14 protein-coding genes and 2 pseudogenes are annotated in these 14688 nt (G+C 68.2%); 7 read left to right on the forward strand and 9 right to left on the reverse strand.

Annotation, left to right across the window (positions count from 1 at the left end):
- Window positions 1–57 precede the first annotated feature (57 nt).
- From lptB to QE379_RS02625, 4 genes and pseudogenes are all read right to left on the reverse strand, one after another.
- A pseudogene (lptB, locus tag QE379_RS02610) lies at window positions 58–847 on the reverse strand (LPS export ABC transporter ATP-binding protein).
- A 59-nt stretch (window positions 848–906) separates the two neighbouring features.
- Window positions 907–1449, reverse strand: a complete 543-nt coding sequence (locus QE379_RS02615) for an LptA/OstA family protein (protein ID WP_306997556.1) — start codon at window positions 1447–1449, stop codon at window positions 907–909.
- Between the two features lie 18 nt (window positions 1450–1467).
- Complete coding sequence (gene lptC, locus QE379_RS02620) at window positions 1468–2094, reverse strand: LPS export ABC transporter periplasmic protein LptC (RefSeq protein ID WP_306997558.1); 627 nt, start codon at window positions 2092–2094, stop codon at window positions 1468–1470.
- Between the two features lie 25 nt (window positions 2095–2119).
- Window positions 2120–2740, reverse strand: coding sequence for a ribonuclease D (locus tag QE379_RS02625; RefSeq protein WP_306997559.1), 621 nt, complete (start codon window positions 2738–2740; stop codon window positions 2120–2122).
- A gap of 298 nt (window positions 2741–3038) precedes the next feature.
- On the opposite strand from QE379_RS02625, the gene QE379_RS02630 reads away from it, so the two are divergent.
- The 5 genes from QE379_RS02630 to QE379_RS02650 all read left to right on the forward strand — a co-directional run bounded on the left by QE379_RS02630 (window position 3039) and on the right by QE379_RS02650 (window position 6268).
- Complete coding sequence (locus QE379_RS02630; protein WP_306997561.1) at window positions 3039–3887, forward strand: cold-shock protein; 849 nt, start codon at window positions 3039–3041, stop codon at window positions 3885–3887.
- Window positions 3888–4065: 178 nt separating this feature from the next.
- Complete coding sequence (locus QE379_RS02635; protein WP_306997563.1) at window positions 4066–4623, forward strand: helix-turn-helix domain-containing protein; 558 nt, start codon at window positions 4066–4068, stop codon at window positions 4621–4623.
- Between the two features lie 5 nt (window positions 4624–4628).
- The gene (locus QE379_RS02640; RefSeq protein ID WP_306997565.1) at window positions 4629–5153 is read left to right on the forward strand and encodes a GNAT family N-acetyltransferase; all 525 of its coding nucleotides are present in this window, start codon (window positions 4629–4631) and stop codon (window positions 5151–5153) included.
- A gap of 72 nt (window positions 5154–5225) precedes the next feature.
- Window positions 5226–5693 (forward strand): nuclear transport factor 2 family protein, encoded by a 468-nt coding sequence (locus tag QE379_RS02645; RefSeq protein ID WP_306997567.1) that lies wholly within the window; start codon window positions 5226–5228, stop codon window positions 5691–5693.
- 2 nt (window positions 5694–5695) lie between these two features.
- On the forward strand, window positions 5696–6268 hold the full coding sequence (locus tag QE379_RS02650) for a TetR/AcrR family transcriptional regulator (RefSeq protein WP_306997569.1): 573 nt from the start codon (window positions 5696–5698) through the stop codon (window positions 6266–6268).
- 30 nt (window positions 6269–6298) lie between these two features.
- Here QE379_RS02650 and QE379_RS02655 read toward each other — a convergent pair.
- From QE379_RS02655 to lgt, 5 genes and pseudogenes are all read right to left on the reverse strand, one after another.
- A pseudogene (locus tag QE379_RS02655) lies at window positions 6299–7634 on the reverse strand (cystathionine gamma-synthase family protein).
- 79 nt (window positions 7635–7713) lie between these two features.
- Complete coding sequence (gene pgeF / locus QE379_RS02660) at window positions 7714–8478, reverse strand: peptidoglycan editing factor PgeF (RefSeq protein ID WP_306997572.1); 765 nt, start codon at window positions 8476–8478, stop codon at window positions 7714–7716.
- Window positions 8475–8984 (reverse strand): GNAT family N-acetyltransferase, encoded by a 510-nt coding sequence (locus QE379_RS02665; RefSeq protein WP_306997575.1) that lies wholly within the window; start codon window positions 8982–8984, stop codon window positions 8475–8477. The genes pgeF and QE379_RS02665 overlap by 4 nt, the downstream gene beginning before the upstream one ends.
- Window positions 8981–10063 carry a class I SAM-dependent methyltransferase gene (locus QE379_RS02670; protein ID WP_307003048.1) on the reverse strand — a complete coding sequence of 361 codons (1083 nt, stop codon included), beginning with the start codon at window positions 10061–10063 and terminating at the stop codon, window positions 8981–8983. The genes QE379_RS02665 and QE379_RS02670 overlap by 4 nt, the downstream gene beginning before the upstream one ends.
- 41 nt (window positions 10064–10104) lie before the next feature.
- Window positions 10105–10986, reverse strand: coding sequence for a prolipoprotein diacylglyceryl transferase (lgt, locus tag QE379_RS02675; protein WP_306997578.1), 882 nt, complete (start codon window positions 10984–10986; stop codon window positions 10105–10107).
- 452 nt (window positions 10987–11438) lie between these two features.
- Here lgt and QE379_RS02680 point away from each other — a divergent pair, with 452 nt between their 5' ends.
- Both QE379_RS02680 and hemH read left to right on the forward strand, forming a co-directional pair.
- Complete coding sequence (locus QE379_RS02680; protein WP_306997580.1) at window positions 11439–13652, forward strand: xanthine dehydrogenase family protein molybdopterin-binding subunit; 2214 nt, start codon at window positions 11439–11441, stop codon at window positions 13650–13652.
- Entirely contained in the window at window positions 13652–14665 is a 1014-nt protein-coding gene (gene hemH, locus QE379_RS02685; protein WP_306997582.1) for a ferrochelatase, read from the forward strand. The genes QE379_RS02680 and hemH overlap by 1 nt, the downstream gene beginning before the upstream one ends.
- Window positions 14666–14688: the final 23 nt, after the last annotated feature.

Raw genomic sequence — 14688 nt, forward strand, 5'->3', positions numbered from 1 at the left:
CTCCGGTTCGCGCCGGGACCATCGAGGAAAATGGAGCGGCGGCGCGTGGTCATCGGATCAGAGCGAAAAGCCCTCGCCCAGATAAAGGCGACGGACATTGGCGTCGGCGACCAGTTCCTCGGGCGATCCCGTGAACAGCACGCGGCCGTCATAGATGATGTAGGCGCGGTCGACGATGTCCAGCGTCTCGCGGACATTATGGTCGGTGATCAGCACGCCGATATCGCGCCGTTTCAGGTCCTTCACCAGATCGCGGATATCGGCGATCGAGATGGGATCGATGCCCGCGAACGGCTCGTCCAGCAGCATGATCGACGGGTCGGCGGCCAGCGCGCGCGCGATCTCGGCCCGGCGACGCTCTCCCCCCGACAATGCCATGGCGGGCGCGGCGCGCAGGCGGGTGAGGCCGAATTCCTCGAGCAGCTTGTCCAGCTTGCGCGCCCGCTCGGCCGGATCGGGCTCGGCGAGTTCGAGCACGGTCAGGATGTTCTTCTCGATCGACAGGCCCCGGAAGATCGAGGTTTCCTGGCGGCAGATATCCCAGGCCCAGGATCGCGCGGCGATACATGGGCAGCCCCGTGATATCCTCGCCATCGAGCATGATGCGGCCCGAATCGGGCTTCACCAACCCCATGACCGAATAGAAGCAGGTCGTCTTGCCCGCGCCGTTGGGGCCGAGCAGCCCGATCACCTCGCCGCGCCCGACCGACACCGACACATCGGTCAGGACGGTGCGCTTGTCATAGCTCTTGGCGATCGAGACGACCTGGAGCCCGTTCGCGACCGGGGGTTCCGCCACCGGACTGGTGCGGTCGCTCGCCTCGCGAATCGGGGTGTCCATGTCCATCGGCCAGTCTCTTCCTGTGTTGCGGGACGTTAGCGCGAGGACACGCCGTCCGTCACGCGTCAGTTGCGATTCGGGACCGAGAAGGTGCCCGTGACCCGGCCCGACGGCGCGCGGGTGACCGTGCCGCCATTGCCCGAGGACGCGCCGCCCGCCACCGACGATCCGTCGATCACCGCGCGACCGGTGTCGAGGTTCAGGGTCAGCCGACCGCCGTTCACGGTGTTGCCGTCCTGGGTCAGCGTCACATTGCCCAGCATGGTGATGACCCGGCGGTTGAGGTCGTAAATGCCGTAATTGGCCCGCGCGGTCTGGTTGGGCCGCTTGACGACGACATTGCCCGACGCCTCGAATCGCGAGACCTGCGGCTTTCCGCCGATCACCTGCCCGGTATAGTGGATGACCATCCGCGCGGCGGTCAGCGTCATCTCCGCCTGGCGCAGCACGACATTGCCCGACAGGACGCCGCGATTCGCCTTGTCCTGCAACTCGATGACGTCCGCGCCGAAATCGACGGGCGCGCGGCTGTCATGCCGGGTCTGCGCCGCGGCGGAGGCTGCCAAAACGAGAAGGGCTGGAGCCGTCGCGGCGAAGAACTTGTGCATGATCGGCTATTTCGTGCTTTACGGTACGATGCGCAAGCGTGCGTTGCCTTCCAGCCGGACGGTGCGATCCTCCAGGTTGGCGCGCAGCTTGTTGGCGCTGAACGTGCCCTGCGGCACGCGCCCCGTCACCGCGCCGCCCGATTCCAGCGTGCGTTGCTGAAGATCGATCGTCGCGTCATGCGTCTGGAGGTCGTATCCGCCCGCCGATTTGAAATCGAGCGGCCCGTCCAGCTTCACCTGCTCGGTCCGCATGTCGTAGCGGCCCGAATCGGCACTGACCGTGGCAGGGCCGTCCGACAGGCGGATCGCGGCGGCCAGCTTGTTGAGCTGCACCACCGGTTCGGCCGAACTCCGCTGGATCGCCGAGCCCGCGTCGAGCGAGAAGGGCTGCCCCTTGTCGTCGACGCCGCGATATTGCGCGGCCTGGATCTTCAACCGCTCCTTGGCGACCTCGACCTTCTTCTTGTCGAGGACGAAGGACACCTCGCTCGACGAATAGACCGGCGCCATGACCAGAAAGGCGGTCAGCACGCCGATCGCGCTGGGCAGCATCCAGCGGGCCAGCGTCACGAACCGGTCGTGGCGGCTGCCCGGCGCGGCCCAGTGCTGGCGTTGGGTGCGAACGCGATCGGCGATCTCGGACATGGGCGGGGCTCCTGGACCGGCCGGATCAGGCGTGGGCGAAGATATCGACCTCGGGCCAGCCCGCGAGATCCAGTTCGGCCCGCGCGGGCAGGAAGTCGAAACAGGCCTGGGCCAGTTCCATCCGTCCCTCGCGGACGAGGCGCTTGTCCAGTTCCGCCTTCATCCGGTGGAGATAGCGCACGTCCGAGGCGGCATATTCGCGCTGCGCGTCCGACAGGTCGGGCGCGCCCCAGTCGGAGGATTGCTGCGCCTTGGACAGTTCGACGCCCAGCAGTTCGCGGACCAGTTCCTTCAGGCCGTGGCGGTCGGTATAGGTGCGGATCAGGCGCGAGGCGATCTTGGTGCAATAGACCGGTCCGGCGACCACGCCCAGATAGTGGCGAATCGCCGCGATATCGAACCGCCCGAAATGATAGAGCTTCAGCCGCGCCGGATCGGCGAGCAGCGCGCGCAAATGGGGCGCGGCATAGTCGCTGTCGGGGCCGAAGCGGACGAGATGCTCGTCGGGGCCGCCATCGGACAATTGGACGACGCACAGCCGGTCGCGCGGGGTGATCAGGCCCATCGTCTCGGTATCGACGGCGATCGAGGCGCCGGGCGCGAACAGATCGGCGGGAATGTCTTCTTCGTGCAGATGAACGGTCATGCCCTCCGCCCTAGCGGGCGATGCCGAAAGCCTCAACCGCGATCGCTCGACTCGGGGCCGATCGTGCATCATGGTTTCGGGGAAGTTGTGGAGTTTCGGCCACAATTCCGACGCAATCTGCCTCGTTCGCGCCGAAGCGAGAGCCATTCGCAAGATTTCGTTCGCGATGCGTCGGCTCTTGCGTTATGACTGGCAATTAGGCGCAAAAGGTTTGGCGCCGAAAGACCCGCGCTCTTCGTCCGGCGCACGGTTCTTGAGGATAGCATTTGCGGGCGAACCGGGAAGACGAACAGGGCTTATGGGTTTCGATAGAGGTAGCCGGGGCAATCGCGGCACGCGTGGTCGCGACAAGCGGGACAATTTCGGCGGCAGCGACGATTTCGGTGGCGGCGGCTTCGGCGGCGGTGACCGCTTCGGTGGTGGCGGCTTCGGCGGCGGCGACCGTTTCGGTGGCGGCGGCTTCGGCGGCGACCGTGGTGGCTTCGGCGGTGGTGACCGCGGCGGCTTCGGTGGCGGCGGCGGCGGTTTCCGTGGCGGCGGCGGTGGCGGCTTCGGCGGCGGTCGCGGCGGTGGCGGCATGCCCCCCCAGGTCGTTGGCGAAGGCACCGGGGTCGTCAAGTTCTTCAACGCGCAGAAGGGTTTCGGCTTCGTCGTGCGCGATGACGGCGGCGAGGACGTGTTCGTCCACATCTCGGCCGTCGAGCAGGCGGGCCTGACCGGTCTGGCCGAGGGTCAGCCGCTCGGCTTCACCCTGGTCGATCGCGGCGGCCGCATCTCGGCCACCGAGCTGAAGATCGAGGGCGAGCCGCTCCCGGTCCAGGACCGCGCGCCCCGCGAACCGCGTGAAGGCGGCTTCGGCGGCGACCGTGATCGTAGCCCGCGCGGCGGTGCCGCTGGCGGCTTCGGCGGCGCTCCGCAGCGTCAGCTGACCGGTGAGAAGGCGACCGGCACGGTCAAGTTCTTCAACGCGATGAAGGGCTTCGGCTTCATTCAGCGCGACGATGGCCAGCCCGACGCGTTCGTGCACATCTCGGCCGTCGAGCGCGCCGGCATGGGCTCGCTGAACGAGGGCGACCGCCTGCAGTTCGAGATCGAGGTCGATCGTCGCGGCAAATATGCCGCCGTCAACCTGCAGAACGAAGGCTGATCCCTTCGTCTGATTAAGCCATCCCTTTTCGGGCGACAGGGCCCGGCGTTGCAGCGATGCGACGCCGGGCCTTTTCGTTTGTCGGCGCAGGGGATGGAGGAGATGACGTCACCGACAGCGACAAACCCGGCCAATATCGACAATAGCCAAATCTCAATATCGGGATTAAATCCCGGATATGAGTGATTCGCCATCATCCCATCGTGCCTTGGCCGACCATTTGAGATTTGTTCGAACGGAACGGAATCTCAGCCTCCAGGAACTGGCCGCGTCGAGCGGGATCAGTCGGGCTACCCTGTCGCGAATCGAAAATGCCGAGGTTAGCCCGACCGCCGAAACGCTGGGGCGGCTGGCCTGCGCCTATGCCATGCCCCTGTCGCGCCTACTCGCCCCGTTGGAGCCGGGCTTTCCGCCTCTGATCCGCCATGACGACCAAAGTCTGTGGCGCGATGCGGGAAAGGGCTTCACCCGCCGGGCCCTGTCGCCGCCTAGCGGGCAACTGTCCCTGGAAATGATCGAAGGCCGGATCGAGCCGCACCAGCATATCGCTTATGAACGTCCCGCCTTTCCGGGCCATGAGCATCACCTCGTTCTGCTGGAGGGGATGCTGAACCTTACCGTCGACGGCTTGGGATATGACCTCTTGCCTGGCGACTGCGTGCGCTATCGCCTCCAAGGTGCTTCGTCGTTCCGAACGGCGGAGGAGGGCGCCCGCTACATCATCGCGATGGTGTGACGATCATGGCGGTCATCATCACCGAATTCGATGCCGGGGCGGTGGAACAGGGGATCGAATCGCTGACCGGCATCCTTTCCGACAGCGTGAATGAGGGCGCGGCGATCGGCTTCCTGGCCCCGATGGCCGACGCGGAGGCCGCCCGCTTCTGGCGCGATCAGGTGTCGCCGGAACTGTCCGCCGGACGGCGGCGGATGTTCGGAGCCCGACGCGATGGCGATCTGGTCGGCACGGTCCAGTTGCTCACGGCCATGCCCGCCAACCAGCCCCATCGCTGCGAGATCGCGAAGATGATCGTTCATCCCTCGGCCCGGCGGTTGGGGATCGGGCGCAGCCTGATGGGCGTCGCCCTGGATGGAGCAAGGTCGATGGGCAAGAGCCTGGTCACGCTCGACACGCGAAGCGGCGATCGGGCCCAGTCGCTCTACGCTTCGCTCGGCTTCGAGGTGGCGGGGGTAATCCCCGATTACGCCTGGGACGCGGATGGCAGGGCCCTCCACACAACGACCTATATGTTCAAGCGTCTCTGACCCGATCACTTGCCCGCGTCGCAGGTCGCCTGTACCGATCGATACACAGATATTTGATCGGTCGAGAGGATCATGACGATGCGCCCGCCGCTGCCGCCCTTCACCGCCGACACCGCCGCGCAAAAGGTCCGCGCGGCGGAGGATGCCTGGAACAGCTGCGATCCCGAGCGCGTGGCACAGGCTTACACCCCCGACTGCCAATGGCGGAACCGGGCCGAATTCGTCACCGGTCATGAGGAGATCGTTCAATTTCTCCGCCGCAAATGGGCGCGGGAGCGGGATTACCGCCTCATCAAGGAGCTATGGGCGCAGGAGGGCGCGCGGATCGCGGTTCGCTTCGCCTATGAATGGCATGACGATGCGGGCCGGTGGTTCCGCTCCTATGGCAATGAGAATTGGGATTTCGCCGAGGATGGGCGGATGCGCCGCCGGATCGCGTCGATCAACGACCTGCCGATCGGGGAGGATGCGCGGCTGTTCCATTGGTCGCTGGGGGCACGGCCCGCCGATCATCCCTCGCTGAGCGATCTGGGGCTATAACCATGGCGCGGTTGATCGCCGAGCGCGCCGATGCGCTGCCGGGGCTGGCGGAGGTGTTCCGCGAATATGGCTATGCGGGGGCCAGCCTCTCGCTGATCGGCACGGCGACCGGGCTGGGGCGGGGGAGCCTCTACCACTTCTTTCCCGGCGGAAAGCAGGAGATGGCCGCCGCCGTGCTCGACGATGTCGCGACGTGGTTCGAGGGTGCGGTCTTCGCTCCCCTGGATGCGGCGGACGATCCGCGCGCCGGGATCGATGCGATGATGGTCGCGGTGGATCGCTATTTCGAATCGGGGCGGCGCGCCTGCCTGATCGGGTTCTGGGGCCTTGGGGCGACGCGCGATCCCTTTGCCGAGCGGATCGCGGGCTATTTCCGGCGCTGGATCGGCGCGCTCCAGACGTTGCTGGTGCGCGGCGGCGTGGCGGAGGGTCATGCGACGGCGCTGGCGCAGGACGTGGTCAGCGGGATTCAGGGCGCGGTCGTGCTGGCGCGGGGGCTGGACGATCCGGGACTGTTCCGCGCCACGCTCGGCCGGCTGACCGCGCGGCTCTATACCGCGCTCGCCGCCGTCTGAATCGGGGGGACGGGCCGTCCCCCCGAAGCTTCAGATCGCCGCCAGCGCCTGTTCGCAATCGGCGATCAGGTCGTCGGCGTCCTCGACCCCGATCGAGATGCGGACCAGATTGTCGGTGATCCCCAGCGCCGCCTTGCGCTCGTCCGGCACCGAGAGATGCGTCATCGCCGCGGGATGGCTGGCGAGCGTCTCGGTCCCGCCCAGGCTGACGGCCAGCTTGGCGATGCGCAATGCGTCCAGGAAGCGGAAGGATTCCGCCTCGCCACCCTTGAGATAGAGCGAGAAGGTCGATCCGCCGCCGGTGCAGTGGCGGCGATAGATATCCGCCTGGCGCTCCAGGCCCGGCGTGTCGGCGAGAAAGCCGAGATAGCCGACCCGCTCGACCTTGGGGTGATCGCGGAGGAAGGCGCAGACCTTGGCGGCATTCTCGCCCGCGCGGCTCATGCGCAGTTCCAGCGTCTCCAGCGAACGCAGCAGCATCCAGGCGGTGTTGGGGTCGCAGATGGTGCCGATCGTGTTGCGCATCGACCGGATGGTGGCGATATGCGCCTTCGACCCCAGCACGCCGCCCGCGACCAGATCCGAATGGCCGCCCGCATATTTGGTCAGCGAATAGACGACCAGGTCCGCGCCGTGCTTGAGCGGACGCTGCCACAGCGGCCCCAGAAAGGTGTTGTCGATCGCGATGGGGGGCTTTTCGGCCGCATCGGCGAAGGCCGCGTCGCGCGCCGCCGCCACCGCCTCGATATCGACCAGCGCGTTGGTGGGATTGGCGGGGCTTTCCAGATAGATCAGCGGCACCCGGCCCATGGCGGCGGCCTTTTGCAGCACCGCGCCGATTTCCTCACGTGTCGCGCCTGCGGGGAAGTCGAGCCACTTCACCCCGAACCGGCCCAGGATGCGCCCGATCAGCGTTTCGGTCGCGGCATAGAGCGGGCCCGAATGGACGATCACGTCGCCCGGCTGGACCATCGACAGGAACAGGGTGGCGATCGCCGCCATGCCGCTGGAGAAGGTCAGCGCATCCTCCGCCTCGTCCCAGATGGCCAGACGGTCCTCCAGGATTTCCTGATTCGGCCCGTTGAAGCGGGAATAGACCAGGCCGTCCGCACCGCCGGGGCGCTTGCCGGTGACGCCCTCGAAATGGCGCTTGCCCGCCGCGGCGTTGGGGAAGACGAAGGTCGAGGTCAGGAAGATCGGCGGCTTGAGCGACCCCTCCGACAGGACGGGGTCGAAGCCGTGCCCCATCATCAGGGTGGCGGGCGGGCTTCAGCTTGCGGTCGCCGATGCTGGTCGCGTCGCTGCTGCGATCGGTCGTCGCCGGGTTTTGGGGCGGAACGCCGGTCAGGTCGGATTCGGTCGGCATTGCGGTCTCCTTGGGACATGGTGCCGCTCGGTCGGCGGCTATGCCCCAAGGATAGCGCGGCGAACGGCTTTGGCGAGGCTCAGCCGAGGCCGATCAGCGAAATCTGGCGGCCATAAGAGGGTTCGCCGCGATGGGTCGCGCGACGGAAGCTGAAGAAGCGCTCCTCCTGTGCATAAGTGTCCTCGCCCAACGCGGCGACGCGACCGACCCCGGCTTCGGCCAGGCGGTGGGCGACATAGGCCTCCAGATCGAACTGGTAATGATCGGCGCGGCGGCCATCGGCGAAGAAACGCTCATTCTCGGGCGACGCCTCGACGAAGCGGCGGAGAAAGGCGGCATCCACCTCATAGCTGGCGCGCGCGATGCACGGGCCGATCGCGGCGACGATGCGGTCGCGCTGCGCCCCCAGCGCCTCCATTGCGGCCAGCGTCGCGTCGGTGATCCCGCCGAACGCGCCCTTCCACCCCGCATGGGCGGCACCGACCACCCCGGCTTGCGGATCGGCGAAAAGCACCGGCGCGCAATCGGCGGTCAATATGCCCAGCAACAGGCCCGGACGGTCGGTCACCAGCGCATCGCCATGCGGGCGGCTATCGTCCTGGGGCGCGGTCAGTACCGTCACCGCCTCCGCCGAATGAATTTGGTAGCAGGTGACGAGGCGTGCGCCGGGCAGCACGGCGTCGCGCGCCAGGCGGCGGTTTTTGGCCACCGCATCGGCATCGTCCTCCGACCCCAGCCCGACATTCAGCCCGCCGTGAATCCCCACCGAGACGCCGCCGTGCCGCCCGAGAAAGCCATGCGCCGCCGACTCCAGCAACGGCGTCCGAATCGCCTCGACGCTCATAGCGACAGCCTCATGATCCGATCCTCGTCGATCGTGTCGCCGACCGGGAAGTCGTATCGGCCGATATCGACGAAACCATAGCGGGCGTAAAAGGCCTTGGCCCGGTGATTGTCGACATAGACCGACAGGATGAGCGCGCTGGCCCCCTGCGCCCTGGCCGATGCGATGGCCCAGTCCATCAAGGCGGGGCCGACGCCCGCGCCCAGATGGCTGGCCTTCACGTAGAGCTGATAGAGTTCGATCGCATCCTCGGGCCAATCGCCGGGGAAGCCCACGGGGCCGAGCTTGGCGAAACCGATGATCGCATCGCCCTCGATCGCGAGGCGGATGGTGAAATCGGGATGGCCGATCTGGCGGGGCAGGCCTTGCGGACCGAAGGCTTCGTCCAGAAAGGTGGCGAGGTCGGCGGGCGGATAGAGATGGCCGAAGGTCTCGGTGAACGCCGCCGCCGCCATCGCGGCCAGGGCTTCGCCATCGCCCGGCCGGGCATCGCGATAGTCGATCATTCGCCATACCCCGCCGGCACGGGCCAGTCGGGCCGGCTGACCGCCAGCGCGCGGAACAGCGTGCCCATGTCCTGCATCAACCGGTTGCGATCGGCGAGCAGCGAGTCGGCGCGATCCGGATGCGCGCGGGCGAGGGCGGCGGTCCGCTGGTCGATCCCCAGCGCGCCGAGCAGGTCGCGCTGCGTGACGGGACCGAAGGCGGCGAGCCCGGCGGCTTGCGCGGCGGCGGCCAGCGTCGTGAAATCGACATGCGCGCTCAAATCCTGCTCCCCCGGCCGCTCGAAGGGATTGGCATAGGCATGGCCGCGCACCGCCTGCAACGTGTCGGCGATGGCGGGGCCTTCATAGCCGTAATCGACGATCAGCGCGGCGCCCCCCTGCGCGGCGATCCGGGCGGACAGCGTCCGCATCACCGCGACGCTGGCGGGGGACACCTCGATCACCGATCCGGCCTCCGCCTCGCGAAGTGGTTCGGGAATGATCTCGGGCGGGACCGGCGGCCCCGCGATCGGCAGGAAGAGGAGGTCCTGCGCGGCGACCAGCCGCTCGTGCCAGCCGTCCCCGCGCCGGACCAGTTGGCGGATGGGCAATGCGTCGAAGAATTCATTGGCGACGACGATCAGCGGGCGGTCGTTGGGCAGCGTCTCGACCGAATCATGCCATGTCGCCTCGGCCACGCGCTGGCTCTGCGCGGTGCGGAGCGTCGCGCTGGTCTCGACGAAATGCACGCTGGGCGTGAACCCCGCCTTGGCCATGGCCCGCCCGGCATCGGCGGCCAGCGTGCCGCGTCCCGGCCCGAGTTCGACCCAGTGCATCTCGGGCCGCCCGGCGCGGTCCCACAGGTCGGCGCACCACAGGCCGACCAGTTCGCCGAACATCTGGCTGATCTCGGGACTGGTCGTGAAGTCGCCGCCGGTGCCCAGCGGATCGCGGGTGCCGTAATAATGCGCATTGGCGGCGGCCATGAACTGCGCCACCGGGATCGGCCCGGCCAGCGCGATGGCGCGGGCGAGCCGTTCGGGCAGGGCGTCCTCCGGCTCGGGCTTGTGATCGGCGGGGGGGATCAACGGGTTGGTCATGTCCTTCGCTCTGCCGTCCATGCCCCGCCGCCGCAAGGGGATCAGGCGACGCTGTCGGCCCCCGCGATCGGCTCCACCCGCACGCGCCGCGCCTTGGCCGAGTTCATCAGGTACAGCCCGCCCAGGATCATCGGCACGCACAGCCACTGGCCCATATGCAGCCCGGTCATCTGCGCGAAGGCGCGCAACTGCTGATCGGGTTCGCGGAAGAACTCCACGATGAAGCGCGCGATGCCATAGCCGAGCAGGAACAGCCCCGACAGCTTGCCCGGATCGTAGCGCGACTTTGTGCGCCAAAAGGCGAAGCTCATCACCGCGAAGAGGACAAGGCCCTCCAGCCCCGCTTCGTACAACTGACTGGGATGGCGTGCCGGATCGGGCAGGCCGAAGGGCACCGTGCGCGGGAAGACGATCGCCCAGGGCACGTCCGACGGCTTGCCCCACAGCTCGCCGTTCACGAAATTGGCCAGCCGCCCCAGGAACAGACCGACCGGCGCGGTGCAGACCAGATAGTCGAGGATGCGCAGCCAGTTGAGCTTGTGCTTGCGCGCGAACAGGATGACGCCGACCCCGGTCCCCACCGCGCCGCCGTGAAAGCTCATCCCGCCATCCCACAGCCGGACGATGTGCAGCGGGTGCAGGAACATCTCGGGCGCGTAGAAGATCACATAGCCGATCCGCCCGCCCAGGATGATGCCCAGCGTGGCGTAGAAGACGAGGTCGTCGGCATGCGCCCGCGACATCGGCGCGCCGGGCCGGTCGAGCATCTTGCCCAGATACCACCAGCCGAACAGGATGCCGGTGATATAGGCCAGGCTGTACCAGCGCAGCGTGAAGAAGCCGATCGAGAAGACATCCGGGTGCAACCCCAGATCCTCGAACCGGATATGGCCGGTGGCGGCCGCGAGCATGGGCAGGATCAAGCGCGTTTCCCTTATCTCTGACCGGCTTCCATAGAGTGGTCGCGCGTCAACACCAAGACCATGGGTTCGGGGGCGGAACGTGCGCTTCGACGTCGCTCAGCGCGAACGAAGTCAGGGTGCATCCCAACTTCCGTTCAGCCTGAGCGAAGTCGAAGGCCACGCGATAACGGTCGCCCAATTGGATTCACGCGAAGCCGCGAAGTCGCGAAGATTTTGGGTTCGCGCAGAGGCGCGGAGGGCGCAGAGGTGTTCGGTCCGACCGCGAGGCCGATCTGCTCATCTTGAGCGAAGAAGTCTCCCGATTGAGAGGGCGGGATGGCGGTGCGGCTGCCCCCTCTCTGCGTCCTCTGCGCCTCCGCGCGCAGAAACCTTCGAACGATCGACCCGCTCGCTTTCACACAGCGAAACCCCCGGCTTGCCTGACCGGCCTTCGACGTTAAGGCTCGCCCGTGATGGAGTTCAGCAGGCGCAACATACTCATTGGCGGGGGTGCCGGGGCCGGGTTGCTCGTCGCCTGGAGCCTGTGGCCGCGTGCTTATGGGCCCAATCTGACCGTCAATCCGGGCGAGCAGGCGTTCGGCGCATGGCTGAAGATCGGGCGCGACGGGATCGTCACTGTCGCGGTGCCGCAGGCCGAGCATGGCCAGGGCGTCGTCACCGCACTGGCCCAGGTCGTTGCCGACGAACTGGGCGCGGACTGGCGGACGGTCGCGGTCGAGCCCGCCCCGATCAATCCGCTCTACGCCAATCCGGTCGGCGTCGATTCGCTGTTCGAGGGGGCGTTCGACCGGATGCCGGAGGCTTTGCGCACCGGATGGCTGCGGCGCGACACGGTGATGCTGACCGGCGGCTCCAGCACGATCCGGATGTTCGAGGGGCCCGCCCGTGCCGCCGCCGCCACCGCGCGCGCGTTGATGGCGCAGGCCGCCGCGCGCCGATGGGGCGTGGACTGGACCGAGTGCGAGGCGAAGGACGGCTTCATCACGGATGGGCGGCGGCGGTTGCGCTTCGCCGAACTGGCCGAAGCGGCGGTAAGCGAGACGGTGCCCGAACCCCTGCCGCTGGGCAGCGGGGGCGCGGGGCGGCTGGCGGGGACGGATCTGCCCCGGCTCGACTCGCCCGCCAAGATCGACGGCTCGGCCAATTTCACCGCCGATATCCGCCTGCCCGAGATGGTGCATGTCGCGATCCGCCACGCGCCGCTGGGTGAGGTGCGGGCGATCCGGCTGGACCGCGATGCCGCGATGAAGGTCACCGGCGTCGTCGATGTGATCGAGGGCGACGAATGGGTCGCGGTCGCCGCCGCGAGCTGGTGGATCGCGCAGAAGGGGTTGGACGCGGCGGCTCCGCAGGCCGTGAGCCGGGGGCCGGGCGTCGACAGCGCCGGAATCGCGCAGGGCCTCGACCATGCATTGGGCGAGGAGGGGCGGCTGGCCTTTGCGCGCGGAGACGTGGCCGAGGCGCTGGAGGGCGGCGGGCTGGTCGAGGCGCGGTATCGGATCGGCGTCGGGGTCCATGCCGCGATCGAGCCGCGCGCGGCGGTGGCGGCGTGGCGTGACGGTGGGCTGGAACTTTGGGTGCCGACCCAGGTGCCCGCACAGGTCCGCGCGCTGGCGGCGGAGGCGGTGGGGATCGCGCCGGACCGGGTGATCGTCCACCCCATGCCGATCGGCGGCTCCTTCGGCGTCGCGCTGGAGTCCGAGGCGGCGGTGCAGGCCGCGACGATCGCCGCGAAGCTGAAGCGCCCGGTCAATCTGCAATGGTCGCGCGCCGACGATCTGCGCCGGGACGCCTTTCGCGCGCCCGCGCTCGCCCGGCTGACCGCGCGGGTGGACCAGGGGCGGATCACCGGCTGGCGCAGCCGGATCGCGACGCCGTCGACCGGCCCCGATCTCGCGCGGCGGGTGATGCCGGGCGGACCGGCGCGCTGGGGAATGCGGGGAGCGGGACGGGGCGACGCCTATGCCATGGGCGGCGCGGTGCCGCCCTATGTGATTCCCGCGCTGGCGGTGCAGCATCATGTCGCGGACCTGCCCATCCCGACCGGGCATGTCCGGGGCGGCACCCATGTCGCCAATGTCTTTGCCCGCGAATCCTTCATCGACGAACTCGCCGCGCGGGCGGGAGCCGATCCGCTGGCGTGGCGGATCGGGATGCTGGGCGGGGAGCCCCTTCTGGCGCGTTGCCTGTCCACCGCCGCCTCTTTGGGCGGGTGGGAAGGCGGGGGTGCGGGCAGCGGGCAGGGTGTCGCGGCGCACGGCTTTCGCGGCAGCCATGTCGCGGTGCTCGCCGAGGCGCATCGGGGCGAGGGCGGCCGGCCGGTGGTCGACCGGCTGGTCGCCGCCGTCGATTGCGGGCGGGTGGTGAACCCCGATCTGGTCCGCCAGCAGATCGAGGGGGGATTGCTGTTCGGGCTCGCCCATCTGTTCGGCGCGGATATCGGCTTTGCGCGCGGACTGGCCGAGCCGGTGCGGCTGGGCGCGCTCCGGCTGCCGCGTCTGGCGGATACGCCCGACATCACGGTCGAACTCATCGCCTCCGACGAAGCGCCGGGCGGGGTGGGGGAGGTGGCGGTGCCGCCGGTCGCGCCCGCCATCGCCAATGCGCTCGCCACCCTGCCCGGCTTCCCACGGATACGAAGCCTGCCGATGGAGTTGTCCGCCTGATGCTGCCCCCCGATCATGTCCCCGTGCCGCGCCCGAAGATCGGCGTGCTCCTGATGAACCTGGGCACGCCCGACGCGCCCGAGCCGCGCGCGGTGAAGCGCTATCTGCGCGAATTCCTGTCCGACCGGCGGGTGATCGAGATTCCGGCGCTGCTCTGGCAACCGATCCTGCGCGGCATCATCCTGAACACCCGGCCCAAGAAGTCGGCGCACGCCTATTCGCTGGTATGGTCCGACGACGGCTCGCCGCTGGCGGCGATCACGCGGGCGCAGGCGGTGGCGCTCAAAGATGCGTTCGGGCCGGGCGTCATGGTCGACTGGGCGATGCGCTATGGCCGCCCCGCCATCGCCGAGCGGGTGCAGGCGATGAAGGATGCGGGATGCGAGCGAATCCTGCTCGCCCCGCTCTATCCGCAATATTGCGCGGCGACGACCGCGACAGCCAACGATCGCGCCTTCGCGCATCTGGCCACGATGCGCTGGCAGCCCGCGATCCGGACGTTGCCGCCCTATTATGACGATCCGCTCTATATCGACGCGCTGAAGACCCAGGTGGAGACGCAACTCGCCACGCTGGACTTCGAGCCCGAGGCGATCGTCGCCAGCTTCCACGGCATGCCGCAGCGGACGCTGGAACTGGGCGACCCCTATCATTGTCATTGCCGCAAGACCGCGCGCCTGCTGGCGGACGCGATGGCCGACACGCTGAAGGGCCGCGAGTTGCTGGTCGCCTTCCAGTCGCGATTCGGGCGGGCCAAGTGGCTGGAACCCGCGACCGACGTGACGCTGGAGGCGCTGCCTGCGCGCGGCATCCGCAAGGTGGCGATCCTCGCGCCGGGCTTTTCGGCGGATTGCATCGAGACGCTGGAGGAACTGGCGATCCGGGGCCGCGAGAGCTTCGAAGGCGCGGGCGGCACCCATTTCGCCTATCTTCCCTGCCTCAACGATAGCGCGGTCGGGGTCGCGATGCTGCGCGGATTGATCGAACGCGAGCTTCAGGGCTGGTTGCCGTAACGTAATATTCCATTTCGGTCCGG

The sequence above is a fragment of the Sphingomonas sp. SORGH_AS_0879 genome (assembly GCF_030819175.1).
Lineage (GTDB): Bacteria > Pseudomonadota > Alphaproteobacteria > Sphingomonadales > Sphingomonadaceae > Sphingomonas.

Excerpts from the sequence above, each read along its gene's own strand:
- QE379_RS02615 (WP_306997556.1), bottom strand. The coding sequence starts at position 1,449 with ATGCACAAGTTCTTCGCCGCGACGGCTCCAGCCCTTCTCGTTTTGGCA.
- lptC (WP_306997558.1), bottom strand. The coding sequence starts at position 2,094 with ATGTCCGAGATCGCCGATCGCGTTCGCACCCAACGCCAGCACTGGGCC.
- QE379_RS02625 (WP_306997559.1), bottom strand. The coding sequence starts at position 2,740 with ATGACCGTTCATCTGCACGAAGAAGACATTCCCGCCGATCTGTTCGCG.
- QE379_RS02630 (WP_306997561.1), top strand. The coding sequence starts at position 3,039 with ATGGGTTTCGATAGAGGTAGCCGGGGCAATCGCGGCACGCGTGGTCGC.
- QE379_RS02635 (WP_306997563.1), top strand. The coding sequence starts at position 4,066 with ATGAGTGATTCGCCATCATCCCATCGTGCCTTGGCCGACCATTTGAGA.
- QE379_RS02640 (WP_306997565.1), top strand. The coding sequence starts at position 4,629 with ATGGCGGTCATCATCACCGAATTCGATGCCGGGGCGGTGGAACAGGGG.
- QE379_RS02645 (WP_306997567.1), top strand. The coding sequence starts at position 5,226 with ATGACGATGCGCCCGCCGCTGCCGCCCTTCACCGCCGACACCGCCGCG.
- QE379_RS02650 (WP_306997569.1), top strand. The coding sequence starts at position 5,696 with ATGGCGCGGTTGATCGCCGAGCGCGCCGATGCGCTGCCGGGGCTGGCG.
- pgeF (WP_306997572.1), bottom strand. The coding sequence starts at position 8,478 with ATGAGCGTCGAGGCGATTCGGACGCCGTTGCTGGAGTCGGCGGCGCAT.
- QE379_RS02665 (WP_306997575.1), bottom strand. The coding sequence starts at position 8,984 with ATGATCGACTATCGCGATGCCCGGCCGGGCGATGGCGAAGCCCTGGCC.
- QE379_RS02670 (WP_307003048.1), bottom strand. The coding sequence starts at position 10,063 with ATGACCAACCCGTTGATCCCCCCCGCCGATCACAAGCCCGAGCCGGAG.
- QE379_RS02680 (WP_306997580.1), top strand. The coding sequence starts at position 11,439 with ATGGAGTTCAGCAGGCGCAACATACTCATTGGCGGGGGTGCCGGGGCC.
- hemH (WP_306997582.1), top strand. The coding sequence starts at position 13,652 with ATGCTGCCCCCCGATCATGTCCCCGTGCCGCGCCCGAAGATCGGCGTG.